Here is a 24,599-nt window from a genome sequence, read left to right as displayed (position 1 = left end):
ATATTTATTTAACATACACCCGGATTGCGGAAAATCCAAATGGAAATTTCGGAATGACACCGCTTTTTTGCCGAAAATATCAGACTGCGACAGGAAAGGCCGTTTATTTTTCCGCCGTACTGTCCGGAAGCGCAAATCCCCGGAGGACCCCGGCGTCGGTGCCGACCGTGAGGGTCCGGCCATCGGAGGCCAGCAGGGTCGGGCGGCCTTCGATGCGGGCGCGGGCGGTGAGGCGGCCGGAGCCGTCGATCAGGTAGACGCCGCCGTCGAAGCCGGCGACGGCGAGCCGGTCGCCTTTCGCGCCGGGAACCAGCGCCAGCAGCAGCGGCTCCTCCGGCAGCGGGCAGAAGAAACGGCTGCGCAGCTGCGGATCGAATGCGGTCACGAAGCGGCGCTGGAAGGCGACCGCGATGGATTTCACCCCGTCCCCGTCGAAGTCGGGCAGTTCCAGCCCGCGCACATTGGTGTTGCGCAGCATGGTTTGCGCATACGGAATGCCGCCGAAAGCGCGGATGCCGAAGCCGAGGTCCGCTTCGTGCAGCACCCTGCCGTCGAGGTCCCAGACCATCACGCGGTTCACGCTGCCGTTGAAGTCGCCGACCAGCCGCTCCGGCTGGCCGGGTTCGAGGCGGGCGACGCGCAGGTTGTTGCGGCCGATGAAGCCGAAGCCGAAGGAGCCCATGAAAGTGCCGTCTTTGGCGAAACACAAATCCAGCGTGCCGCGCTGCAATCCGGCGGTGTAGCAATAGACGGTCGGATGGCCGACCATGAAGCCCCAGCTCAGCAGTGAAGCCGGTTCTTTGCCGTGGGCGGGCAGCGGTGTGAAGCCCTCGAAGGTGCCCCACTCCTGGAACCGGCGCTTCAGCAGCTTGCCGTTTTCGTCGAGGATTTCGAGCGTGCCTGCGCCGCCGACGAAGATCAGCGGCTTGCCGGGAATCAGTTCCGCGACGGTGACCGCGCAGACGCCGGGCATTTCGCCCTTGGCCCACCACATGCGCTCGTGCTTGACACCGTCCGGCATCCGGGAGGTGAACTCCCACACCTGCCTGCCGTCGAGGGTGAAGGCGCGCAGTTTTTCGTCGATGGAACCGGCCAGCAGCAGCTGTTTTTCCGGCCAGTAGCAGAGGGCGCCGACGGTGGCGGAACAACGGAATTCCTGCCGGATTCCGCCGTCATAACCGATCAGCAGCACCCGGTCGCCGGTCGCAACCGCAAGGTGCGGGACGCCGTCGAGTTCGAGCTTGCAGTGGACGCTGATGAAAACGCCGGGGTTCAATTCCCACACCGGTTTGAGCGCCGGAAGTTCGACGGTTCCGGCTGCATCGGCTTCGCGGCGGGCCGCGAAAATGGCGGCGGTTTGTTCGGTCAGCGCGGGCAGGGGGGCGGCTTTTACTTCGACCGCCGTTTCCTCCCCGGCGGCAAGCCGTACGGTGCGGCCGTCGGAGAAGGTGACGGTTGCGGCGGCGGGGGCGGCGAGGGCGAGAGTGCCGGTCATGAGGTCGCATTCGGCGGTGACCGGCGCGGTGGAGGTGAAAACGCCGGGCAGCTCCGTCACGCGGAAGCCGAAGCGGCTCTGCGGTTCCTCCAGCCGGAAGCCGCTGCCGGGCAGGAGTTCGAGCAGCGCCTCGTGCGGCAGGCGCAGGGCGATCCGGCCGCCCTGCTGGGCGGCGGCGGGACGGCCGGGTTCCGGCGCGCCGGGGCGGAGCAGCGATGCGAAACGGATCGCCTCTGCCTGTTTGCCGGGCCGGATCAGTGTGAAACGCGACGCGACTCCCGCCGTGTCGAGATTGGCTCCTCCGGCGATCGGCGTCCGGCTGAGTTCGGCGGGGAGCGAACACGCGACAGTCCACGCTTCGCCGGCGGGAGGCTGGAGTTGGAACTCCGCGGCGCCGGGCGCCGGTTTCATCACGGTGCCGCGCGGCGTTTCAAAGTGGGCGATCAGTTGGGAGGCGGCAGTGTCGGCCAGCGGCGTGACCGCGTCGAGTTCGATCAGGAAGCCGTTCTCGCGGATCAGCAGCGTGCGTTCCCAGTCGTGGCCGTTGAATTTCGCGAGCCTGCCGCGCACAAAGGCGGTTTTTCCGGTACGCCCGGAGTCGAGCACCTCGGTGAATTTCGCAATCGCGGGGTCGCCGAGGCCGTCGCGGTAGACATGGAGCTGGTTGTGGTAGCCGCGCAGCAGCGGCAGGCCGCGCAGGTAGAGGCTGACCAGCGCGAAGTTGTGGAACGCGTTGCGGCCGGATTCGTACTTCGCGTCGATCAGCGCGAAATCTTCGCCCCGCGCGCCGTGGCGGCGGAAGCTCATCCACTCGACCACCTTGCTTTTGTCGAAAGGCGGATCCCACTCCGGCATCCCCGCCGGGTCGAAACCGGCGGCACGCCATTTGCCGTCGGTGTCGGAGAAGTAGTTGCGTTCAAACTTTTTCGCGGGCCAGTAGGACTGTCCGAGCCGGAACACCTCCGTATCGAAACCGGTGCGCAACTCCGCCAGCTCCACTGGAGCCTGGTTCTGTGTCAGGTAGCCGCAGAGCAGCAGGAGACGCAGGCCGGAAAATTTCTGCGACCAGTCGTGCGGAGTGCGGTCGGCCAGCAGCGTCAACGCTTCGACATAGCGGCCGATCACCGGGCTGCCGACGTATTTCAGGCCGCCGTCGAGTACTGCGTAATCGAATGCGGGCCGCAGGAAGCTGTTGTACCAGAAGAGGGAGCCGACGGTCATCGCCGCGTAACGGTCGAGGGTTTTGAACATCCGCCGCGCCGCTTCAAGGCCGTCGCGCCCGTCGCGCGAAGGATAATATTTGTCGAAGTAGCGGGCCGCGACATAGACGGTCAGCGCTTCGGAAATCCAGTGGCGGTCGGGCAGCTGCACCGGCGTGTCGGTCCGTTCGTAGAGCTTGTAGATGCCCTTGTCGCCGTTCTGGCGGCGGCGGTTGAGCTGTTCGTAGAATTTCCGCGTGACCCGCAGCCGGTCGGCGTCGGAAAAGACCGGGGACTCCTCGACGAGGTCCCAGTGCGGGATCAGCATGGTCGCGTTGTAGTGGTAAGGCTCGCCCAGCGGATTTTTCAGGTTGGCGTAGGTGAATTCGCCGTCGAGCCGGTTCAGTTCATCGGCGGCTTTTTCATCGGGAAACGCGAGGCGCAGGAACTCCTTTGCGTACTTCGGGTCATCGGTCATGTAGAAGAGCGACAGATTCTTGCTGACCAGCGACCAGCCGTAGTCGTCCCACACCTGCGCGTCCTTTGCGTCGGCGGGCGGGGTAAGGCCGTCGCCGAGCTTCAGGTCGGCCAGCCAGCCGAATTTGCCGGACGGGGTCTGCGCGGTCAGCTCGGCGAAGCGTTCGACCGCCGCGCGGTCGCCGTCGAAATCGCTGCCGCCGACGGTGATCACGTTGTGGCCGTCGCCGAAGGGGTTGTGGAGGCTGCGGACCACCCGGCCCCCCTTGCCCGGATACTTGCCGTCGAGGAAGGTGTAGAAACGGTTGTAGAGGTTGGAAACGGTCCGATTCACATCGCGGCTGCCGATGGTGACGAGGTGGCGGGAAAGCCGGTCGCCGCAGGCGAAGTCGTCCGGGCGGATCTCCGGCCTGGTCCCGGTTTTCGCTTCGACGGCCCGGGCGGCCCGTTCGGCGAGTTCGCGGTATTCCGGAGCCGCCGGGGCGACGATCACGGCGGAGGCGAGATCGGTTTCGAGGCACAGGTCGCGCGGCTGGATTTCGAGGATGCCCGGCACTTTCATCGGGTCGAGCTTGCGCGGCGCGAACGGAGTGTCGCTCTGTTGCAATTCAAAGGAGTTCAGCAGCAGTTGCGGCGCGCCGCCGGCGGTGATAATGAAACAGGCGGCATGGGTGGTTCCCTCCGGCGCTTTCAGGGTAACGTCGGTCGGGATGCTGTCCGGATCGTAATCGGCCAGCGGCAGTTGCCGCAGATAGGCCGAATTGCCGAAGCCCTTGACTGAATAGGGATAGAAGCGGATCTGCAAATAGGCGCCTTTGCGGCTGCCGCCGGGCGGAACGGAGCAGTCCAGCGTGGCGCGGTAGTATTTGCCGCCCTGAGCCGGAAACTGCCGGGTCAGCCCGAGGCTTTGAGCCGGATCGGTGACGGCGAAGCGGACTGCCGTTTTGCCGCCGGGCAGTTTTTCCGGAGTGATCGTGCCGGCCTTGCCGGTTTCATATTTCCTCCAGCCGGCCGGAAGGCCGTCGGCGAATTTGGAAAAGTCGTCCTGAAATACCGTTTCGGGAGCGGCGATGCAGCCGAGTCCGAGAAACAGCGCCGGAAGAATGGTTCGGAGTGCGTTCATGGCTGAGTCCTCTATTCCGTCAGGTAGATATGCGGTTGGTAGAGGTCCTCCTGCGTGCGGGGCACGAAACCGAAGGTCCCGGCGTGTCCGTCGGCGTAGCTGACGTTGACGGCCATGCCGTTTTTCTGGTGACGGCTCCACGAAACCAGGCCGTTCGCGCGGTTCTCCCAGTTGGTGCCGCCGTTCAGGTAGACGCTGAAATAATAGGCTTCGAGCGTCAGGATTTTCATGGAGGGATTCCGGACGCGGCCGAGCTTGGTGTAGTAATCCGTATACCAGTCGGGGCTGCCGGTGAAGGCGCTCCGCCCGTAGCCGCCGCATTGCAGGGTGTACTGCCAGTTCACATCGGTCGGCGTCCACGGCGAAATCGAATCCCAGCCGGCGATCTTCAGGCCGTTTTCCGCCGCCGCCGCCGGACACATCGGCACTGCCGCCTCTTTGGCCGTGTTCGGTTCCGTGCTCTCGTATCCTTTGCGTTTGAACAGGTTCGGCGTGTAGGCGTACATCAGCTTATACCACTGGGAACGGTCGCCGATTGTGGTTTCCGGGGTGACGAATCCCTCGTTGTCCCCGGAGTAGAACAGGTCGCAGCTGCCGATCTGCTTGAGCATGTTCAGGCAGCTGGAGCGGTAGGCCGCCTGCCGGGCCTGATTCAGCGCCGGAAGCAGGATGGCGGCCAGAATCGCAATAATCGCAATCACCACTGTGATCACTTGTTAAATGTACAATATGGTATATATTAAAACAAGTCGCATGAGGAGAAAAAACAATGAAAGCACTGATTTATGCACGGCAGAGCAGTGGAAAGGATGATTTTTCGGAATCAGTAGAGGCGCAGATTGCCAACTGCAAGAAGCTGGCGGCAAAAGAAAAACTTGAAATTATTGGCATCTACAAGGATCTTAACACTAGCGGAGAGACTTATCCAGTGGGAGCGGAGGAAATTGCCCGGCTTGACAAAGCATATATGAAATGGGCTCTCAACCAAAGTTCCAAGAAAGATTTCCGATTGGGGCTCTGTCAGGTTTTGCAAAAACTTTCTGAAGTTGATTTTGTGTTGGTCAATGAGTTGACCCGCCTGTACCGTCCGATCAACGGGAGCTTCCTGGAGGGGCATATCAATCAGCTTTTGAAAGAAAATGAAGTGAAGGTTCTGCAGGTTCAAGGCGGAGCGATTGATCTGAGCAAATTTGACCAGCAGTTAATTACTTTAATCAAAAATCAGATTCTCTATGAGGATTTGCAGAAAAAGCGGCAGAACAGTATTAATGCTTTCCGGATCAAGAAAGATAGTGGCAGGCTTTGCAGTGATGCCAAGATGCACGGAATTCGCTATCTTGGCAACGGAAAAATCGAGGTAATTCCCGAATGGGTTGAGATCATCCGTTTCGTTTATGACAATATTTGCGCCTATCGTCCTTACCGGGCAATCATCCGTGATTGCAATGAACGCTGGGGAAAAAATATCTTTTTCTATGAAAGCTCCATTTATGCCATTGCAAAACAGCCGATTTATTGCGGCTATCAATATAACAGTCAGGGAGAACTGATCAAAAATGTCCAGATTACCGGTCAGGAGTTCATCTCATTTGAGCAGTGGCAGGAGGTTCAGAAAATCATCTCGCAAAAACGGAAAGATTACCATGTTAAGGTTCTTTTGTGGATTTGAACATATTTTACCTCACTATGGTTTGATTGGTTGTTTGCCGGAAGAGCGCAGGAAGCGGAAGAACATGCAGAGTCCCGTCCACCATGCCAGTACAATTCCAAGCTGCTTGAAATCGAAAAGATGATATTGAAACCAGAGCGTCATGCCGACGCAGATCGCGTAGTAGCCGAGAACCGCATCCTGCCAGATGACGGCTTTCAGATACTTCTGCTCCCTGCGAGGTCTGCCGGAAAACAGAGCCTTGAGAATTGCCGGAATCCGGTTCAGGCAGGCGCAGAAAATATCCAGAACCACGCTCCACATGTAAAAACAGAGCGTGCTGACGCAACAATAGAAAACGTCATTGAAATAGCCGATGAGAATATCCCGGTTCGTAAGCACGAGAAAAAATCCAGTCAGAGGAAACGCCAGCGACAGCAGAAATGCGATGAAGCAGAAATAATCATTCGGCAGCAAAATCCGATATTCTCCGATGTATTCGCCTTTGCCGATGGTCGGAACTTTCGGACAATGCCGCACGATTTTGGCTCCGCAGACACGGCGGCATTCCTGCTCGATGGTGGAACGGACAAATACATTGCCGTTGTTCAGAATCCGTCCCGACTGCCAGAAAATGAATCCGACTTTGCATTGACCGCGCGGTCCGCCGGTCTGGAGCGTGGAAAAATCAGCAGGATCGACACGGTAGTCCTTCTGTTCGTTATACCCTTCGGAATAGGACAACGACTTGTTGTCATCGCCTTTCATCGATGATGATTTGGAATCGCCGTAGGTCTTGGACTGACGGATGATGATCTCCTGCCCGATGGACTTGGAAGCCCATTCGTTCGTCTCGAATTCGCCGTTCTGGCAAAAAATTTTTGTGCCAAGATTGCCGAGAAGCGAGGAGGCTTTTTCCTTGCCGTAACCATCATAAAGGTTGCCGAGATTTTGAGTGGCATACATGGTCAGTGTCCGGCTGGAACGGGCGGTAGTCTGAAACTTCTGATCGTATTCAAGACTGAAGAACTGGCATTCATCCGCCCATAAAAAGACAGGCGGGGCATTGTCATCGGCAATGTCTTCCCGACGCTCGATCATGGACTCAAAGCAGTATTTGATGATGCCGGCGGCATATTGCCCGATCCGGCCCCAGGATTTGACATCATAATCGACAATCAGGATTTTCCCCTTGCGATAGAGGTCTTCCAGTTGAAGCGTCGATTGCTCGGCGGAAAAACAGCGTGCCAGTTCACCTCGTTGCATGGAGTCTGCGGCGACGGAAAAGGAGGAAATCGTGTTGGAGCGGGTCCGTTCGTCAAGATAAGCGAATTCCTCATAGAAAAAGGTGTGGGCAATCTGATATTCCGGCGTATCGCAAAATTCTCTTGGAATAACCACATCCAATAAATTGGAACAGTAACCTCTTTCTTCTACTGTTTCAGAAGAGGCAGAGGGCGCAGAAACAATGATTTCATGAATGTTTTCAATGTTGATCGGCTGTTGTGCCATTTGCAGAATCGTGATGGAGTTGCGCAACAACTGCTTGACGGCATTATTCCAATACTCCTCGTTGCCGCCGCCGGAATTGCGCTTGTCCTTGCCCATATTGACGATTTCCAAATAGAGATTGACGAGGTTTTCGACCTGCCCGCCGCCGCGTCCGGCACGTTTCGCCTCACTGTCGAGATAGTTGAAGGTCAGCTGACTCAAAAAGAGCAGATCCCCGGTCCGGTTCGGCTTGCGCGGATCATCGTCCAGATGGGCTTTCGCGGCATATTTCTTCCAGGTATCGGCTTCATCCGGTTTGGCGCAGAACACCACGCCGCCGTAACCGAGCGTCAGAAATTTATGTGCGATCTTGTAAAGCGGCCCGGAACTTTTACCGGAACCGGTCATGCCGAACACGATGCAGCCGGTACAGGCGTCGCGAACCGTCCACGGATTGCCTTCGATATTTAAGATGATTTCATCAAGAATGCTTTTTTTCATAGCCATGCCGGAGATCCTTTTCAGCGTTCAAGTTCAGATTTTTTCGGAGAAAACGGAATGGATTTCGAGACGGGAAGCCGCGATTCCCCTGCGGATGAGCTCCGTTGCGGCAAAACAGTATTCCTGAGAATGGTCTGAACTCCGCCGAACCGTCGCAACTGTTCCGCCGCCGTTTCCGAGGTCAACTGTGTCCAGGCATTGCGATCTGGAAGCCGCACCTGTCCGCTCGCGATCAAAAGGCGCATCGCATACTTCTGCATCGGACTCATCTTCATACTGTTTTCTCCAATTCACCGTTCCATTGAGGTTCTCTGGCGAGGCGAAATATTTCGCTGTGGAGCATTTTGCCTTTCTATCGCCTGCTGTAAAAGCCGGGGCGGAACGGAGGAGATTCGCTTCGATGCCTGATCGACCGTCATATCCCGCCACTCCGAGTACGGAATGTTTTTGATCAGCTTTTCTCTGACCAGCAGCGTTAAAAGACCTCTCTGTTTTGTGGTCGCCGGAGCATCGGGATTGTGCGTATTCCGCGCGGGATTGTTGATGTTCTGCTTGATCCACTGGTCGGCGGTCCGGAAGCGCAACCTGGTCAGGTCGATTTTATGCAGGTCAATCTGACCGCGCTGTTCCATTTTCTGCAACAGAGCAATCTGTCCCTGCGTCGCCATCGGATGCTTGGAACATTCGAGTTCCGCATTGGCGGCAATAATCTGCATTCCTTTGGAAATGCTCATCTGCTGAAAATCCTCATCCGCAATCTGCCCGATTTTTGCTTCGTCGATCAAGTCGTTGATCCGGGCGCGCAGATTCCTGCCGATTCTGGCGTCGCTGTATTTGGCGATCAGGGCGTCATCCTGTAACTCGGTGGTGAATTTGATTTTTGCCAGAGCATCGTTAGACTGGATGTAACCGCCTTCGATCAGATCTTTCAGCGCCGCCTTCTTGTCAAAATCCATTCCGCGATTCACCTGATAAAGCCGCTGCACATCGGCGATGGTTTTGATCTCTTTTTCATTGAAAATCTTCCCGCTTTCCATGTAGGCGCGACATTGGTTCAGGAGACCGGTTCCCGCGGATTTGCCAAGATGCGGTTTGATCAACTCCTTTGCCTGCGCATCGGTTATGAATTCCAGCTTCCCCAGAAACTCCCCCACGGTTTCAGGAGAAGCAATATGCCCTTCCGCCGCGAGATCGCGGAGAATGGAACGCTGCAGGTAATCGGCTTGAGGCTGGGAGAACAGATTGGATTTCTTGAACTGCGGAAACGCTTCATTCTTCGGAACCGCCCGTTTGGGATATACGGTCGGCGTAAAGGTGTTCTCTGGATTCTGCTCATGCTCTTGGATGTATGTTTCCGCGTCTTTGCGCGTAAAGGCAAGATAGTTCTCCCGGTCGATTTTCGGTCCTTTGCCGGATTCCTGCAGCGCCTTGATCTGTGCCCGCAGTTCCGGTGTGACCTTATTCAACGCCCGTTCGTCCTGTTCCTTACGGTATTGAGCGTAGATTTCAAGACGCTTCTGCGGACAGTCATCGAAGGCCAATTCCAGAGCGGAAAATTTCTTTTCATAGACCGCAGTTCCGGGGATCTGCGGCGTCCGGCAGACCAGTTTCTGCGCAAGCAGGATGTCCTGATTGCGGATCGTTTTGCCCGCAGCAAGATCGGTCAGTTCTTTTTCGGACAGCGGAACCAGCGGACGATGAAACTCTTTCTTATACGTTTCCCGTTCCGGAACATGCCCGACAGAAATATCCGGACTGGAAAATTTGCCGCTTTCCGCAAATAATTCGAGCTCCTTCTGCAGTTCTTCCGGACTCATTCGCCGGAATACCGGTATCTCCTGCGCCTTGGAAAAGCCGAGCAGCTTCTGCCCGCGCAGTTTGTTCCAATCCGCAAACGTTCCGGCTTCCAACTGATCCAGCTCCTCATCGGAAAGTTCCGTGACGAGCGGCTCAACGGATTTTTCCGCCTTCGTCTTGCCGCCTGAAGCATAACCGATTTCAATCCCGTTTCGGAACTCGCCGTTTGCCTGAAAATATTCGATTTCCGTCTGCAACTCCTCCGGCGACAGGAGTGCATAATAGGGCTTGCATTCCACATCCGACAAAACGGTATCGACCTGCACCTGTCCGACCAGTTCTTCCACCGGGAGACTGCCGGCAAGCCGTTCCCACTCCTTGGCGGACGGAGCACTCAGGGGCGAAAGAAACGTATGGAACGTGGTGTCTTCCTCGAAGGTTCCGACATCACCGGGGGCGAATCCGAATTGAATCCCTTCGGAAGCGCTTCTGCCGCTGCGCAATTTCTGTAACTCCTGGCCGAGTTCTTCGGCATCCAGACGGGCATAAATCTCCTGCGCAGGAACCGGCGCCTTATGCCGGAGCACCTCCTGCTGATCCTTCGGAACCGGAATCCTGGGAATCGGAATTTCCCAGCGTTCAAAATGATCGTTCAAGGCCTTCAGATTGACGGACTTGAGCGGCTGGGAAAAATATTCCAGCCATGCTTCCCCCGCGCCGAACTGCGGATTCGGCTGCTGAAGCAAAGTCAGATTCTCTTTTTCCAGCCAATCCTTCATCTGCTCGCGGCAGTTGTTTTCGGAAACGCCGATAAAACGCTTTTCGACGAGTTCATGTTTTTCATTTTGCGCTGCCGCATTGATCCACTCCAGAGGCGGCAGATTCATGCGGAACAGATCGCGCGCCTCGTCCTCCTGAAGAGTCAGCGGATTGATGTTTTTGAATGCGGGGATTTCCGCCATCTGTAATTTGTGCAGGAGTTTCACCTGATCTTCGGTCATGATGGACATTCTTCAGCTCCTTTCCTCATGAGGTTTTCCCTTCTGCCGATTCGCTCTGTTCCGAGGATTCCGGGACAGGTGCTTCTTCCGCTTCTTTCTCGTTCCATGCCGCATCATCGGCAACGGGAGGTTGCTTCGGAGCGGAAGCCGGAAGCGTGAGGTCGGGAAGCGGCGTATTCGGCGGAATTGGAGGCGTCGGGCCGTTCAGGAATGCCATGAGTTCCTCCGTTTTCTTCTGCTGCGTGAGGTTGCGATGCAGCCGTCCGGTCGCTTCATCCAACCGTTTCTCGCTGTTGCGCAGACCGCGAACGGTCAGAACAAGCCAGATGATTTGAAGCGCCATCAGCCCCAGGAAAGAAATGAGAATCAGCAAAACAGCCCCCATGAGTTCCGTTTCTGGAATCAGATCAAGCCGGTTCATACAAAAATTTCCTTTCTGTGCATATTGCAGTTTTGCATCCCAATAACGGTTGATCTTCTGAATCTCGCTGGAATGCGAAATGGCGGGATTCATGATTGGTTGACTTGGAAAATCCCGGAATGTCAGGCAGAAAATGCTGAAAACGGTCAACATCAGTTGAACTGCCATCAGAACCGCAATTACAATTTTCCAGCAGAATTTCCGTTCCGGCGCAACGGCAGCGTGATCCGTCGAAGGAAGCGTTTTCTGCGCTTTCACTTCTTCCGTCAACTCCTCCATCCGGTCGGCGAGATTATCCTGAAAAAACAGAAGAAACAGCATGACGGGAAACATCGGATCGGCGGGATCGCTGAAATTGCAGCGCCGGAGCATCAGCTCGTAATCGTGCCGTTTCGCTTCCGGCATATATTTCAGAAAATCCGTAAGGGTCAATTCAAAATTGAACGGTTCCGCCATACTGCATCTCTCCTTTCATCGGCCTCACATATCCAGATCATTGCCGCGTGAACGGGGACGCGGCGCTCTGTTCCGGGGAGCCTTCGCCTGCTTTTCCGGTTCTTTCCCCTGATCCTGCTGATCCCGTGCCGGAGCAAGCTCGCCGTTTTTCTCGCGCTGCTGCCCGATGTAAATGAGTTTGCCCATTTCTTTGGAGGAAATCGTCGCCCATTTGTCGCGGGAAATCGGATTCAGCCGCCCGTCTTTGACCAGCCGGACAAACTCGTTGAGCTGGTGGCGGGTGCGCAATCCGTCTCCGGCAGGAGCTTCCGGAGCTTTCGCCGGAGCCGCCCGTTCCGGCGCCGGAGCGTTGCGGCGATTCGACAGGGGCTGATTGAAATCGACAGCTTTGGATTTCTCCCACGCCTTGATCTGTTTTGCAGCCTGTTCCGGCGTGATCGCGCAATACTTTTCATACGGAATCGAGTCGATCACTTTCTGCGCGACCGCCTGACGATAGGCGGTCTGCTGTTCCGGCGTCATTTGCGGTTTCATTCTTGCCATCTTCAATTCCCTTTCGATTTTGCTGTTTCTTCTTTTTCGAGCTCATCGGGTTGTACTCCCGAGCGGAGCGCAATCCGTTTTTGTACGGATGTCAGAATTTTCTGACGGGATTCATTCCGTTCATTTGCCTCCATCCCGGAAACGAAAAACTCAATGAACTGATCGGTGATTGCGTAATAATGGTTCCGCAGGCGCGATTTCTGCATGATGGTCGGCAGAAGTGTTTTCGGTCCTTTGCCATGCAGATAATCCCGCAGAAGAATGTCATTGTTATTGAGCTTGCCGATGTATTCCTGCTCAATCGGCGATATGAAAAAGACGCTGTAATCCAATTCCATTTCCCGCATTCCCGGTTCCAGCAGGGAGTCGCAGACAAAAAAGTTGTCTCCGTCCTTCGCGTTTTTGATGAGCAGATAATGCACCGGAAAATCAATGTTATGGAAATACTCCAGCCACGGCCCAAACGTCCTGACGGAATCCGGATCGGAAGTTACGCAGCCTGCCACGTAAACATCCACATCAATTTTCCGCAGGGCATCCCACGGAACCGACGAGAACCATTCCTGCGTCGAACGGCTGGTTCCGGCTTTCATGTCCACAATGGTGACGGTCACGGGCGATGATTCATAAAGGCTGTTGATGACCTCATCCAGAGGATAAGTTTCTTTCTGTTCATCCAGAAATCTGCAATGCTCTTTCATCAGCGTGGTGAGCGTCCGGTTCTCATTGTCCGTATCATAAACGGTCAGAGAGAGTCCGAGATCCTCAGCCGCCCCCGCCAGCATCGCGGAGGCAAAGGATTTTCCCACGCCTCCCTTGGTCCCGGCAATAAAGATCAGCATCCGTCTCATGGTTGCGCCTCCTGAAGTTCGATTTCATCCGGGAGAGCATCAAGCAGCCTGGAAAGCTCCTGACTTTCCGCTTCGATTCTGCCATGTTTCATCGCGTCGAGTTCTTTTACCACGCTTTGCAGCACCTCCTGATAAACGACCATCAGGGAAGTGCGCTTGAACTCGATTTCCGCCTGAATACGAAGTATGTCGGAAATTTCCTGAGACTTCCGGTATTCCCTGTAATGCAATGCTCCGCTCATGGCAAAGGCGATTACGATCAGGGCAAAAGCAATCCGCTGTTTCATTTCTGTCCTCCGAAGTTCATGGTATTGCGGTCGTTGAGACGCTGTTCCAGCAATTCGATGTATTTCTGCATTTTCTTGATTCCGTTCAGCAGACTGACCGTGTTTTCATTCTGCTTTTTGAGTTCTTTTTTCAGCAGAAGGTTTTCCTCTGCCAATGCCTGATGCCTGCGGTCGATTTCCGACATATTCCTCTGAACCGTATCAAGCCCATGTTTGACCTCCCGCGTTTCGGAAAGCGAACGGTTCATCTGACCGAGCATTGAATCCGCATACTGTTCCTGCAATTTCCGTCTGGCGAAACTCTCCGGATTGGCGTCATGCTGCGGAATCAGATTCCACTTCGGCGCAGTTTCAATCCGGTAGACCGTTCCGGCTTCGCGCATGGTGCCGGAACCGGGATCGACCAGACGGCCGACCGAATACATTTTGACTGAGGCGTTGGTCAAATACTTTTCCTGCGAATCTCCGGGAATTTCCTGTCCCGCCATATAGAGCGGCACGGAGGTGTATTCCTTCGGTTCGGGCGTTTCCGGTTTCGACTGGCAGCCGACCAGAGCGGCAGCGGAGAGTCCGGCGAGAAGTGCGATCATGTTCTGTTTCATTTCAACGTATCCCTTTCAATTCTTTTTGGAGTGATTTCGGAAAAACTCCGCCGAGCGCGTCGTGAATCTGCGAAGCGCGTTCGACCGAAGCGTCGGCGGAGCTGTTTTTCTGTTCCCGGGCAAGTTTGACCTGTTCGAGATTGTTCAGCACGGTGTCCGCAATCGCGGCCTTTTCCACATCCGTCACCTGCTCAATATAGAGGTAAAACTCCGTTCCGGCGGGCACGCGGATGTAATACGACTCTTTCGAGATTTTGTCCGTGATGTTTTCCAATGCGACGTTGGAAAGACTCTCGAACGCTTTGGCAAGCGCATTCTTCGTGGAACCGTTGTTTTCGGTAACAATGGTTGAACCGTTGTCAAAGGTCTTGGTCGTCTCAAAACCTTCTGAAAGCCCGCGGGCGAACGCCATCGTGTATTGGAGCATCTCGTTCAGATTGGAGTTTCCCATGACCCGGCCGGGAATCCCCGCCGCCATATCGGTAATGGTGGCTTTGCTCTTGTCGCCCGCCTGATTCGATTTTTCCAGCACCCGCCCCTGAAGCTGGAGTTCCATGCCGACCTGACCGGAGGTGATCTGCCAGACCAATATGAAATTGCCGTCGCTCATCATCCGGTTGCGGACGCATGAGCCCATCTTGCCGTGAACTTCCGTTCCGGCGGGAATGATCAGCTTGCGCTCTCCCTGCGCATTGGTCCACCAGAGATCCTTGATGACAATGGCGATCAGCGGAGTGCCATCGACGTTGGACTCCAGAGTATTCACGAGCTTGCAGTCCAGCAGCCGCCCGAATGGAGCATAGCGGGAAGAGAGGAACGTATCGTCTTTTGCCTCGGCGGTTCCCTGCGCGGCGCTGAGAACGAAAATCCGCGATTGAAAGCTGTTGCCTCGCGCATTCGCCTGCGAATCCTTTTTGATGCCGAGCATTGAGGCCAGATCTCGCTCACGCGGAATTCGTTCGCTGCGTTCCGCAAGTTTTTGACGGGCGTTTTCTCTTGCAGTGTTTCCGCTGCCTTTCGGCAAGGCTGGTTTGGGCGAACGGCTGTCGCCGATGATCGGAGGCGGCGTTTCAGCCGCAGCTCCGGAATCCGAATCCCGATCCAGTTTGAAGCGGGGAATATCACTGCCGATGTCCAGCGGCGCCTTTTCTTCCTGCCGGAGCTCCGTTTCCTGAACGATGGAATTCGGATCTTCGTTCCGGTTCAGCATCGGAACCAGAATCAGAGCGCCGGTTATCAGCAGTGTGCCGAACATCACGATTTTCGATGTCGGTGATTTGATGATGTTGACGAGTTCAGTGCCGGTCATGGTTATTTTCCTCCGTTGCCGTCAGACGGCTTCCATCTGCGGACAGTATCTTCCGTTCGCTGCTGAACTGCCCGGACGTTCTCCTGCGTCTGCTTCCGCATGGCTTCAAGGACAGAAATCGTGGCATCCCGCGCTTCCTGAACCGATTTTTCCTGTATTTCCCGTTCAAGACCGGCTTTCTGAGCTTTCCGTTCCTCAATCTCTTTATCAAGTTCCCGACGAATCAGGTCAGCGGCCTTGATCTCCGCTTTCAGACGCTGATCGGCAGTCTCAAGCATCTGCTTTGCCTTTTCTCTGGCATCTTCTTCAAGCTGAACGGCATTCTGGAGTTTTTGTGTCGTCTCCTCTTTTTCCGCCTCCAGCTTTCGCCGATTTTCTGTAAAGGAGCGTTCCATTTCAGCTTTCAGGCGGGCGAACTCCTCCTGATGCCGTTTCAGCTCCTTCATCAGCTGTTCCGCAGTCTGAATCTTTTTCTCGGCCTCTTCCGCCTGTTCTTTCCGCAATGCCTCCTTTTCCGCTTCAACGCGCTCTTTTTCCTTGAGTTCATTTTTGACGGATTGAATATTTTCAAGGTGCATTTCCTGCGTGGTCAGGGCAATCAGCCAGTCGTTGTCGGCCTTGAGATTGTTGCGACCGCCGCGCGGAGTGGAGGTAATGCCGAACCAGGCGTATGTTTCCGACTTCGGCGGCATGATCCCGGACGCGTCGGAAACGCTCATATAATAGATGCCGTCTCCCGCATGAGCGGAAAAGGAGTGTTTGTCATATTTGATCTCATTCTCCGTCAGATTGGTCAGGCGCAACTTGAAAATGACCGTATCCTCTTCCTCGAACCGGATCGCTTCATCAAGATGAATGTCATATTTCCCGCAGCGGTAACGGTTTCTGAAAAGCACCCGCTCCACGCCTGCGAGTGAATCCGGATAAGTCTCTTTCAATACGTCATACTTTTTTGCCATGTCGATCAGGGAAACCAGCCTTGCGGGAGTCGCTTTCGGCGTGCTGGAAACGACATTTTCCGTAAAATTCCGCCTGCCGGAACTTTTGCCGAACACCACCGAAGCATACGCTTCCTTGTCCGACTGGATCAGATAAAGAATGTAAAGCTGACGGTTGTAAGTGACTGTCAGCGTCGTGGAAACGCCCGGTTTCAACGCAGAAACGTTGAAATAATAGGAACCGGGCTGCGCCGCGATCTGAAAATCGGTTCCCTTGCCGTCAACGCTGATATTCTTTCCGGCGATTTCCGAAATTCCGGACGGAAACTGAATTGTGGTCACGCCATCGTTCATCTTGACGCAGATACGGTAAATTTCTCCCTGCATCAACCGGTATTCGATATATTGATTCTGCAGCCGGACTTCTTCCGGCGTCGGTTCATTCGCCATCACGGCAATGACGGCGAAAAATGTGAGAGCGAGTGATGATAACAGCTTCATTTCTGAGCCTCCTGAGGTTCCAATTGTGAATATTTCATGTTGGTAATGACGAATGGATAGCGGCTGCCGTTGGCGGTATCGTAGTTGACCTGCAGTTCCAGATTCAGCTCAAACTCCAATGTAAAGGTCCGCTGCTCGTTGTGCGGCGTGACATAGTAGCGAATCAACTGTCCGCTCACCCGCGCAAACGATCTGCGGCGGTCCGCCCGCAAAATCCGGATGTTCAGCACTTCCGGCTTCTGGTGCATTTTATATTGTTTGAACTGCGCCGCTTCCGATGCAAACTGCTTCTGCGTTTCCTGTCCGGCTGTTCCGACGAACATCGCATCCAGCAGTTCCCGGTTGTCGAAGCCGTTCGGATTGCGCATCAGAAAAGCGAAGACCGCCTGTTTGATCTGATACTCATAGAGTTGCCGGAGCTGCTGATCGGAGGTATACTCCGTGATATGATAACTGTTTGCCCGATCCATCAGAATCAGACGGTTGTTGTCCCGCCACTGATACATCAGAAGCGGCGTCAGCAGCGAGAGCGGCACATAGATCACAAACGCTTTTTTCAAGATTTCATGGATGCCTTTGTAAGTCATTTCGCACCATCCTCTCCGGTTGTTTTATTGTCGAAAATGGATTTCTCCTCGTAGGTCATGCGCAGCACCCGCAATGGAAACGCCTTCTCATCCGGCGAACGGACCAGCCGCAGTCCGAGCGTGAATTTCAACTTCTGCGAATACGGGATTTTCATATAGACGCCCGTCCGGTGAAGCGTCCCGTAAACGAATGCGAGGCATTGTCCCGGCGCATCGCTCAACGGCAGCAGTTCCACTTTCCGGATTTCCGGAAGCTGCCGGATCTTCTGTTCCGTGAATTCGTCTTTGCTTTTCCGGATGATGTCGCTTAACGATTTCTGCGCGGAACGTCCGAACAGGGCTTCGCAAAGCTGCCGGTGATCGTGTTCAAAACTCCGGTCGAGAAACGCAAACGCACAGCGCCGGGCGATATTCTCCGCCGTCTCTTTGCAGAGCACGTTTTTACTGCTTCCGCGATAGATGCTTCCCGCCTCATCCACTACGATGACGCGATCCGGCATCCGCATATATTCACGACCATAGTAAATGCCGACGATCAGGCAGACCGCCGTGGCGATGTGCAGCAGGCTCCAGCGAATCACGCTGCGTTGTTCCCGGATGACCTGTTTCTGCGGAGGTGAAAAAGAACTCCGGACATGGGAATTCGGGTTGTTGGGGGTGTGTTGATGAACCCCATGCCCGGAGTTGAATTCAGATTGTTCATGATGACTCATAGCTCTCTCACTTTCCCGGCGATGCGTTGGCGGCATCGTCGATTTCCTGCGCGGCTTTGTTCATCCCTTTGACCGCACTGTCGCTTCCGGTCTGCGTTGCTTTTGCTGCGCTTTGGGCGGCATTGGCGGCACCTGTGGCGGCAGCACTTCCTCCCGTCACAGCTCCGGCGGCAGGCGCGGCAGTCCCTGCCGTGGCAAGCATGCTTCCGCCGACAACAGCGGCATTGACCGCCTTTCCGATTGCCGTTGCCATCAGGCCGACCGGTGAACCGGGGCTTCCGGTGCGGAACAACTTCATGTAGAGAAACGGCAGAACCACATACACGACTCCGGCAATCAGCGCATAGGCGATGCCGAATCCGACGTAGCCGAGGACCGTACCGACCGGAGCGGACAACGCCTGACCGCTTCTGGCAAGCGTCCAGAACGTTCCGTTGCTGCCGAGCCCAAGCACATTCCACATGTGTTCCGCCAGCCAGATATTGCACAAATCCCCGAACAGGAAACAGAGCGGCATCAGGGCGATGCCGACCGTCGTCACAATGAAGTTGACGCCGATGTGTTTCGTTTCCGGAATCAGCATCGCCGCAAAGAATATCGGCGTCAGGCAGAGCGCTCCATTATAGAGACATTTGAAGATGAAATACACGATGTCCCGGATGGTCTTGCCGAGAAAGATGCCGTTGACGTAGAAAATATTGCACATCGCCGCCTGAACCGCGTGCAGCATGCTTTCCGGGAAATGGGCGATTTTCTGCGCCAGACTTTGTTTTTCGGATGGATCTTTGCCGGCATTCGGCTTCTGTTCCGTCAGCCAGCAGAACATATTTTCCATCGTCGTGGACGTTCCCTGCGAGTAGGAATACGTGGCATTCTGCACCGCGTCGCAAATCTTCGGAAAGGAAAAGATCATGACCAGCACCACCAGCAGCGAACCGATGAACCGGACTCCGATATGCTCCCCGAACTGCGTGTAATTCCGCACAATCGCCAGCAGGAAAATGCACAGCGATACGGTCAGCGCAAAGTAATGAATGCTCGACATCGCCGTTGCGATCAATTGCTGGACATTCGCGGACGAGGTCAGATTGACCGCCGTATTCCCGATCCGGATACTGGTATTGACTGTTGTTGCAAGTATCATCAGAACACCCGGCAGTTGTCGAATACACTGTTGATACGGTCCCACGAATTTTTCTGATTCGTGTAACTGCTTCCGCGCTCAATCGCCTCTTTTTCCAGCAGATCGTATGCGGCGGCTTCCTGCGCCTGATTCATCTCATCCTGGCCGTGGATTTCCAACTGCTTGGCAACGGTCCGGTTGATGGAGGAGATGTTCGTATTCATGCGCGCCAACTCCTCCGCGATGAATACGGACACCTGTTCATTCGCATGGGCGATCTGCATCAGGTCGGCAGTCCCGGAACTGACTTTGGATTCCAGCACCTGATCTTTCGTGCGAAGTTTCGTCAGCATGGTCTGCGAAATTTCGTCGCTTTTATCGGCAAGTTTTTCCGATGCCTGCGCATAGTTCTGCATCTCAATCCCCCGGTCGGCGGATTGTTTCAGGACATCATTGCCGATGATCCGTTCGGCCTGCTGAAGCAAAGTCGAATTGTAATTCCGGTTGGTCGAGGTCGCCGTCTGCCGCAGAATCGTATTCAGCAGCAGGAACATCTGCTGCAAATTTTTGACATCGGAAAAGCCGCAGGAGAGAAACGTTTTCAGATTCCGGGCATTGCCGACATTCGTGTCGATCCAGTCATACATCCGGACCGCCTGCTTGTAGATTTTGACGCACTCCTCATACTGCTTGACGCATTCCTCGTAAATTTTGACCTGTTCGGCAAAATCCTCTTTCCCCTGCTGAATCAGAGTGGACATATTCGCTTTCTGAACCGTCTGAAAGGCGCTGTCCATCGTCTTTTGCAGTGTCGCCAGCAGATTGTTTGTCGCGTCGAACACCGGATACGCGGCAAAACTGCTGAGCGGAAATGCCAACAATCCGACAAGAATGAATGTTGCTGCCTTTTTCATGAAATACCTCCGTCAATCGAATGCCCGATTTGTCTTATGACATCTTCAAGCCCGCGCCCGATGGCACGGGCAATGCCGTGGTCGGCCCTCCTGCGCTGCTCTTCATTCAGTTCCCGTTCGAGGATGCCGAGCCGTTCCCGCGGGAGTGAGGCAAGAAGTTGATCCGCCTCACCGGCTGTAAGATTTTTCCACTTCGCATGATCGCAGGCAAAGGGATTCGGATATAGCCATTCCCGCTGTACGGCAAGCCGGAGCAGTTCCCGCTGCCGGGTTGTCGCCGGCGCATTCGACGGGATTTGTACCTGGGCTTGAGTGTCTTCCTTTTCTTCTTTTTGCTCATGGGATTCCTGCTTTTGTCTGGTTTGTTCCTGTTGCACTTGAGGTCGCTTTTTCCTGCTCATATTCACCTCCGATCCGTAACGACCGGAAGCATGACGGAACCGGGCGTCCGGTTTGCTCCGTCCGCCGGATAGTCGGCAGGGATCTGATAGTAGATCACCTGCGAATCCGGCTGATTTTTCGCTTCATGCAGTCCCTGGATATTCCAGTAGAGCGATTTGGTCGCATTGGACTGCCCAAGCTCATAACCGGTGCGGAACTCGTCTTTCTTCTCCTGATCGACGCCCTTTGTGATGAAAAGCCCGGCCAGCCAGCCGATCAGTCCGCCTCCGGCAGTTGCGGCAAGGCGTGTGCCGTCGGACTCGTCTTTTGCCGCGAACGCGCCGAGACTGGCTCCGCCGATGGCAAGTCCCGGCGCCACCAGTTCCGAGGTCGCCATATTGCCCACCGTGCTGCATCCGGTCGCTCCAACGACGATTCCAGTGGCAAGAACGGCGGTAAGGATTCTTCCATGCAGTTTCATTGCAGTTCTCCTGATATTTATTGAGTTAAAAGTCCAGAGCCGTGGTGTCGCTGGTACGGAGATCACGGTCGTCTTTGATTTCATCCTTGTTCGTGCCGGAATAGTTGTACTGATACCCGTTCCCGGTGGACGAGGAGTGATAGCCGGAATAGGAACTGGTCGCCAGCGTAACGACATTGTCGCGCAGTGTTTCGACCTGGCCGAGGAGATCGGCAATCTCCGCATTCAATTCGCCGACATTGCCGTCCACATACTCTTTGAGTTCATCTTTCAGATTCGCAAGTTCATCGCGCAACGCCTTTTCCAGATTCACAATCGTCTCCTTGAGACCGTTGATCGCTTCCCCCTGCTGCGCGATGGTTTCGCCCTGTTTGACAACGGTGTTCTGCAATGCCGCCACCAGTTCCTGCAGCTCCTTGATCCATTTGCGGTGCAGAGCCAGTTCCGAAGTGGAGCGCAGTTCCATCACGTAGCGGATGTTTTCAAGATCGTTCTGCGCCGCATAGTATTCGGAGGCCAGCGCGGAAAGCTGTTCCTCCAATGCGGAGGTGTCTTTATCCTCTTTCCTCGCCTGTTCAACGGCAAGCTGAACTCCGGCAATCTGATTGGCAAGCGAATTGACCGCGGCCTGTTTTTCCTCCTCCAGCTTCGCCAGTTCCTCATCCGTCATCATGGAGTAGGTCAGACGGTTCTCCAAAGTCTGCATCCGCTCCTGAAGCGCAGTCTGCAAAGCGGAAATCGTCTCCTCCAGAATCGCGATCCGATCGCCGAGCGCATCCTTCAAGGAGTCGCAATAAAGTTTCAGGACCACTTTGAGATTTTCGATCTCTGCAGTATTGGCTGCGTCTCCCGCCTGAATTTTTGCGATGATGTCGTCAATCGACAGCTCACCGACCGCTTTCAGCGCCTCCAGCTGTTTTTCCAATTCCGCGAGTTTCGCCTCCAGTTCCGCATGGGCATCGTCGGCATTCTGCCGGGTTCCCGCATCCAATGCGGCGAGTTTGTCCGAATAATCGGAACTGTTGATCGCAGCCTCCACGATGTCGCGCTTGTTCTGCAGTTCCATCAGTTCCGCCAGAAGCTCGGTCGCGCTCTTGTCCGAAAGCTGGCGAAGCTGACGGTCGATTTCCAGAATCAATTTCTGATAGGAAAGATTCGTTTCGGAGATTTTGGAGGTCAGTTCCTTCTCCAATGCCGCAATTTGGGCATAATAGAGATCGGCATTTTCCGGATCGCCGGACAGCTTCTTCTGAAGTTCAGCGATTTTATCCGCATAACTCCTGTTGAGATTGGCAATCTTATTTCTGCATTCCTGTTCCAGCAACGCTTTCTGCGTGATCAGCTCCGTTTTCGTGTCGCTTTCCAGATCCTCAATCTGACCTTTGACCTTTTCAATCCGCTGTTCGTATTCCTGCAAAATCACTTCCAGCCGCTCATTGAATGCCCCGGAGAGATTATCCAGCTGCGCCTGCAGCCGGGCGCGCGTTTCCTCGTCTGCGACAGTCATCTGCTCGCGCAACGCTTCCACATACGCCTCCATAGCGGCTTTCAACTCCGCATCCGCATCATCGGATTTCTGCTCCAGGGCAGCAAGCCGGGCATCGTAATCGGCCTTCAACTCTGTAATCTGGCGGTCGTAATTTTCCGTCAGGGAGTCGATCTGCTTTTGCAGATCATCGGTTGTTTTCTGCGTCGTTTCCTTGAGATAGGCAATCTGCTGTTCCAGATTTTCCTTGAGGTAGGAGATTTCCGTCTGATAGGCATTGGAGAGATTCGCCATCTCGGTTCGCAGAGCCGCTGCTTCCGCAGTCAGCGTCTGATTCAGGGAATTGATCCGGTTCTCATAATCCTGCCGCTGCAGATCAAGCGCGTTGTTCATGGATGTTTCCAGCGAGGAAAGCTTGTTCAGCGTTTCCCGGTCCGCCGCAGTCAGATTCGCCTGCATGGTCGCCATCTGCTCCTCCAATGACGATTTCGCATTGGCTAAAGCTGTATCATACTGCGTCTGAAGCGTGGACATCTCCTTGCGGATCGCGGATGCTTCCGTAGAGAGTTCCTTTTCCAATGCGGAGATTTTGTTTTCATAATCGGCGCGCAGAGCTTCATCGGCATTGTTCATTTCCCGTTCCAGTGCGGAAATCTGACTCAGAGTCTGCTGATCCGCAGCCTCAAGGCGGGTCTGCATGGTCGCCATCTGTTCCTCCAATGACGATTTCGCATTCGCAAGCTCGGTCTCATATCTGATCTGGAGATTGTTCATCTCCGTCCGGATTGCAGACGCTTCCGTGGAGAGCTCTTTTTCCAGTAAGGCAATCTTATTTTCATAGTCGGTGCGCAAGGCGTTGTCCGCACTGTTCATCTCCTGCTGCAAAGCTGTGATGCGGTCCAGCGTTTTCTGATCTTCCGCGCTCATTTCGTTACGCAAGGCGGCAAGCTGCTGCTCCAGATTCTCCCGCAGGGTCGCATCCGCATTCTGATAGGCATTCTGCAATGCCGCGATATTGTCGGCCAATGCGGAATCCGCCTGCTGAAGCAAAGTCTGCAAGGAGGCGAGTTTCGAGGAATAATCCGCGATCAATGCGGAATCCGCCTCCTTGTAACCGCTGGTGACTTCGGCAATTTCCGCCAGCAGATCGGCTTTCAGGTTCGAATTCGCCGCAACCAGAGCTTCATACTTTTCCGCCAACTCTTTGGACAATGCCGCGATATTGCCGGAATTCTGCGCAATCGCCGTCTGCAGTTCTCCTTTCAACGTCTGGAACTCGGAAAGCAGATTGGACTGCTGTGTTTGCAATGATCCCATCTGATTCCGCAATGCGGCAATCTGATTTTCCAGCGAAGTCCGCAGATCCGACACACTGGTTGACATTGCCGCCTGCAGCGCATTGATCTGATTCTGAATCGTTGTTGCCAGTTGGGCATCGGCCGCCTGATATGCCGTCTGGAGTTCGGTGATGTAAGACGCGAGCTCACTGCGGATCGCATCGTCGGAAGCCGAAAGAATCGACTGCATTTCCGAAATGTAGGAAAAGAGCGAGTTGATCAGGGTATAAACGCCGTCATCCGTACCGGTTGTGATGTTGATGTCGATATTGCTGCCGCGGGAAGAATCGCCGCCGGTCACGGGAGGCGTAACCTCTCCGCCGGAACCTCCGTCATCGACTCCGTAAACGACAATATAGGCGGAGGCGATCGTCACGCCTGTTGTCGTTGTACTTGCTTTATTATCTCCTCCGTCATACGTAGGAGCACGGGTAATACCTGAAGAAGGGGGCAAAGTACCGTTCTGTGCATAGTATTTCAGATCGGAAAAAGTCTGGGCTTCCGTGTCAGCCCAGTTACTGCGATACAATGCGTAGGTGACGCTGTGTGCGGTCACATCCTGGGATACTCTCACAATATAGCTTCCCTTTTCCAGCGAACTCAATGACTTGCTTCCCCCGACGTAGAATGTTCCGGAGGGGATTCCAAGCGTAAAATTGAATGCTCCATAGCTTTTCCAGCTTTTCTTCACATACGCATAATCCTGATTGATATAAGGTTCTTCAATCGTCACCGGGCTGGAATTGCTCGAAGTCGCCGTCGCTACAAACTGTCCCTCTTTTCCGGCATACTCCTCCGGAATGACGATGTAGGTGGGATTGGTTCCCGCCGTACCGGAAACCGTGACGCTGCCGGCGAATGCCAGCCCGCCGGAAGCGATGCAGAATCCCGCCAGCAGTGTTTTGAGTGTGGATTTCAAATTTTGTCGTTTCATGTG

Annotated in this window: 21 protein-coding genes; 2 read left to right on the top strand and 19 right to left on the bottom strand. The window is 54.8% G+C overall.

What is annotated here, in order from left to right; translation table 11 throughout:
- Window positions 1-103: 103 nt before the first annotated feature.
- Entirely contained in the window at window positions 104-4,294 is a 4,191-nt protein-coding gene (locus tag C8D82_RS12150) for a hypothetical protein (RefSeq protein WP_116884560.1), read from the bottom strand.
- An 11-nt stretch (window positions 4,295-4,305) separates the two neighbouring features.
- Window positions 4,306-4,995, bottom strand: a complete 690-nt coding sequence (locus C8D82_RS21595; RefSeq protein WP_207776127.1) for a hypothetical protein — start codon at window positions 4,993-4,995, stop codon at window positions 4,306-4,308.
- Window positions 4,996-5,063: 68 nt separating this feature from the next.
- Here C8D82_RS21595 and C8D82_RS12140 point away from each other — a divergent pair, with 68 nt between their 5' ends.
- Entirely contained in the window at window positions 5,064-5,963 is a 900-nt protein-coding gene (locus tag C8D82_RS12140; RefSeq protein WP_116884559.1) for a recombinase family protein, read from the top strand.
- Between the two features lie 15 nt (window positions 5,964-5,978).
- On the opposite strand, the gene C8D82_RS12135 is transcribed toward C8D82_RS12140, so the two are convergent.
- The 4 genes from C8D82_RS12135 to C8D82_RS20715 are packed head-to-tail and all read right to left on the bottom strand — an operon-like array spanning window position 5,979 to window position 11,246.
- Window positions 5,979-7,940, bottom strand: a complete 1,962-nt coding sequence (locus tag C8D82_RS12135; protein WP_116884558.1) for a type IV secretory system conjugative DNA transfer family protein — start codon at window positions 7,938-7,940, stop codon at window positions 5,979-5,981.
- A gap of 14 nt (window positions 7,941-7,954) precedes the next feature.
- Entirely contained in the window at window positions 7,955-8,209 is a 255-nt protein-coding gene (locus C8D82_RS20720) for a hypothetical protein (RefSeq protein ID WP_133245182.1), read from the bottom strand.
- Window positions 8,210-8,224: 15 nt separating this feature from the next.
- Window positions 8,225-10,741: a hypothetical protein gene (locus C8D82_RS12130; protein WP_116884557.1), complete on the bottom strand. Its 2,517-nt coding sequence runs from the start codon at window positions 10,739-10,741 to the stop codon at window positions 8,225-8,227.
- 16 nt (window positions 10,742-10,757) lie between these two features.
- Window positions 10,758-11,246 carry a hypothetical protein gene (locus C8D82_RS20715; protein WP_133245181.1) on the bottom strand — a complete coding sequence of 163 codons (489 nt, stop codon included), beginning with the start codon at window positions 11,244-11,246 and terminating at the stop codon, window positions 10,758-10,760.
- Window positions 11,247-11,252: 6 nt separating this feature from the next.
- Here C8D82_RS20715 and C8D82_RS20710 point away from each other — a divergent pair, with 6 nt between their 5' ends.
- A complete protein-coding gene (locus C8D82_RS20710; protein ID WP_133245180.1) occupies window positions 11,253-11,660 on the top strand; it encodes a hypothetical protein in 408 nt (135 codons plus the stop codon).
- Here C8D82_RS20710 and C8D82_RS12120 read toward each other — a convergent pair.
- The 13 genes from C8D82_RS12120 to C8D82_RS12060 are packed head-to-tail and all read right to left on the bottom strand — an operon-like array spanning window position 11,634 to window position 24,596.
- Window positions 11,634-12,152, bottom strand: a complete 519-nt coding sequence (locus tag C8D82_RS12120; protein ID WP_116884555.1) for a hypothetical protein — start codon at window positions 12,150-12,152, stop codon at window positions 11,634-11,636. The genes C8D82_RS20710 and C8D82_RS12120 overlap by 27 nt on opposite strands.
- 2 nt (window positions 12,153-12,154) lie before the next feature.
- Window positions 12,155-13,003, bottom strand: coding sequence for a nucleotide-binding protein (locus C8D82_RS12115; RefSeq protein WP_116884554.1), 849 nt, complete (start codon window positions 13,001-13,003; stop codon window positions 12,155-12,157).
- Entirely contained in the window at window positions 13,000-13,290 is a 291-nt protein-coding gene (locus C8D82_RS12110) for a hypothetical protein (RefSeq protein WP_116884553.1), read from the bottom strand. Before C8D82_RS12110 ends, C8D82_RS12115 begins: the two co-directional genes overlap by 4 nt.
- Window positions 13,287-13,892, bottom strand: coding sequence for a hypothetical protein (locus tag C8D82_RS12105; RefSeq protein WP_116884552.1), 606 nt, complete (start codon window positions 13,890-13,892; stop codon window positions 13,287-13,289). Before C8D82_RS12105 ends, C8D82_RS12110 begins: the two co-directional genes overlap by 4 nt.
- Window position 13,893: 1 nt before the next feature.
- Window positions 13,894-15,201: a TrbI/VirB10 family protein gene (locus tag C8D82_RS12100; RefSeq protein WP_116884551.1), complete on the bottom strand. Its 1,308-nt coding sequence runs from the start codon at window positions 15,199-15,201 to the stop codon at window positions 13,894-13,896.
- Window positions 15,202-15,203: 2 nt separating this feature from the next.
- The gene (locus C8D82_RS12095; protein ID WP_116884550.1) at window positions 15,204-16,640 is read right to left on the bottom strand and encodes a hypothetical protein; all 1,437 of its coding nucleotides are present in this window, start codon (window positions 16,638-16,640) and stop codon (window positions 15,204-15,206) included.
- Window positions 16,637-17,227 carry a hypothetical protein gene (locus tag C8D82_RS12090; protein ID WP_116884549.1) on the bottom strand — a complete coding sequence of 197 codons (591 nt, stop codon included), beginning with the start codon at window positions 17,225-17,227 and terminating at the stop codon, window positions 16,637-16,639. The genes C8D82_RS12095 and C8D82_RS12090 overlap by 4 nt, the downstream gene beginning before the upstream one ends.
- Entirely contained in the window at window positions 17,224-17,940 is a 717-nt protein-coding gene (locus C8D82_RS12085; RefSeq protein WP_116884548.1) for a hypothetical protein, read from the bottom strand. Before C8D82_RS12085 ends, C8D82_RS12090 begins: the two co-directional genes overlap by 4 nt.
- A gap of 7 nt (window positions 17,941-17,947) precedes the next feature.
- Window positions 17,948-19,084, bottom strand: a complete 1,137-nt coding sequence (locus tag C8D82_RS12080) for a hypothetical protein (RefSeq protein WP_116884547.1) — start codon at window positions 19,082-19,084, stop codon at window positions 17,948-17,950.
- Window positions 19,084-19,977: a hypothetical protein gene (locus C8D82_RS12075; RefSeq protein ID WP_116884546.1), complete on the bottom strand. Its 894-nt coding sequence runs from the start codon at window positions 19,975-19,977 to the stop codon at window positions 19,084-19,086. The genes C8D82_RS12080 and C8D82_RS12075 overlap by 1 nt, the downstream gene beginning before the upstream one ends.
- On the bottom strand, window positions 19,974-20,378 hold the full coding sequence (locus C8D82_RS12070) for a hypothetical protein (protein ID WP_116884545.1): 405 nt from the start codon (window positions 20,376-20,378) through the stop codon (window positions 19,974-19,976). The genes C8D82_RS12075 and C8D82_RS12070 overlap by 4 nt, the downstream gene beginning before the upstream one ends.
- Before the next feature lie 2 nt (window positions 20,379-20,380).
- A complete protein-coding gene (locus C8D82_RS12065) occupies window positions 20,381-20,839 on the bottom strand; it encodes a hypothetical protein (RefSeq protein ID WP_116884544.1) in 459 nt (152 codons plus the stop codon).
- A gap of 25 nt (window positions 20,840-20,864) precedes the next feature.
- The gene (locus C8D82_RS12060) at window positions 20,865-24,596 is read right to left on the bottom strand and encodes a coiled-coil domain-containing protein (protein ID WP_116884543.1); all 3,732 of its coding nucleotides are present in this window, start codon (window positions 24,594-24,596) and stop codon (window positions 20,865-20,867) included.
- Window positions 24,597-24,599 lie beyond the last annotated feature (3 nt).

The organism is Victivallis vadensis, from assembly GCF_003096415.1.
GTDB lineage: Bacteria > Verrucomicrobiota > Lentisphaeria > Victivallales > Victivallaceae > Victivallis > Victivallis vadensis.
This window is presented reverse-complemented; position numbering and strand designations above follow the sequence as displayed.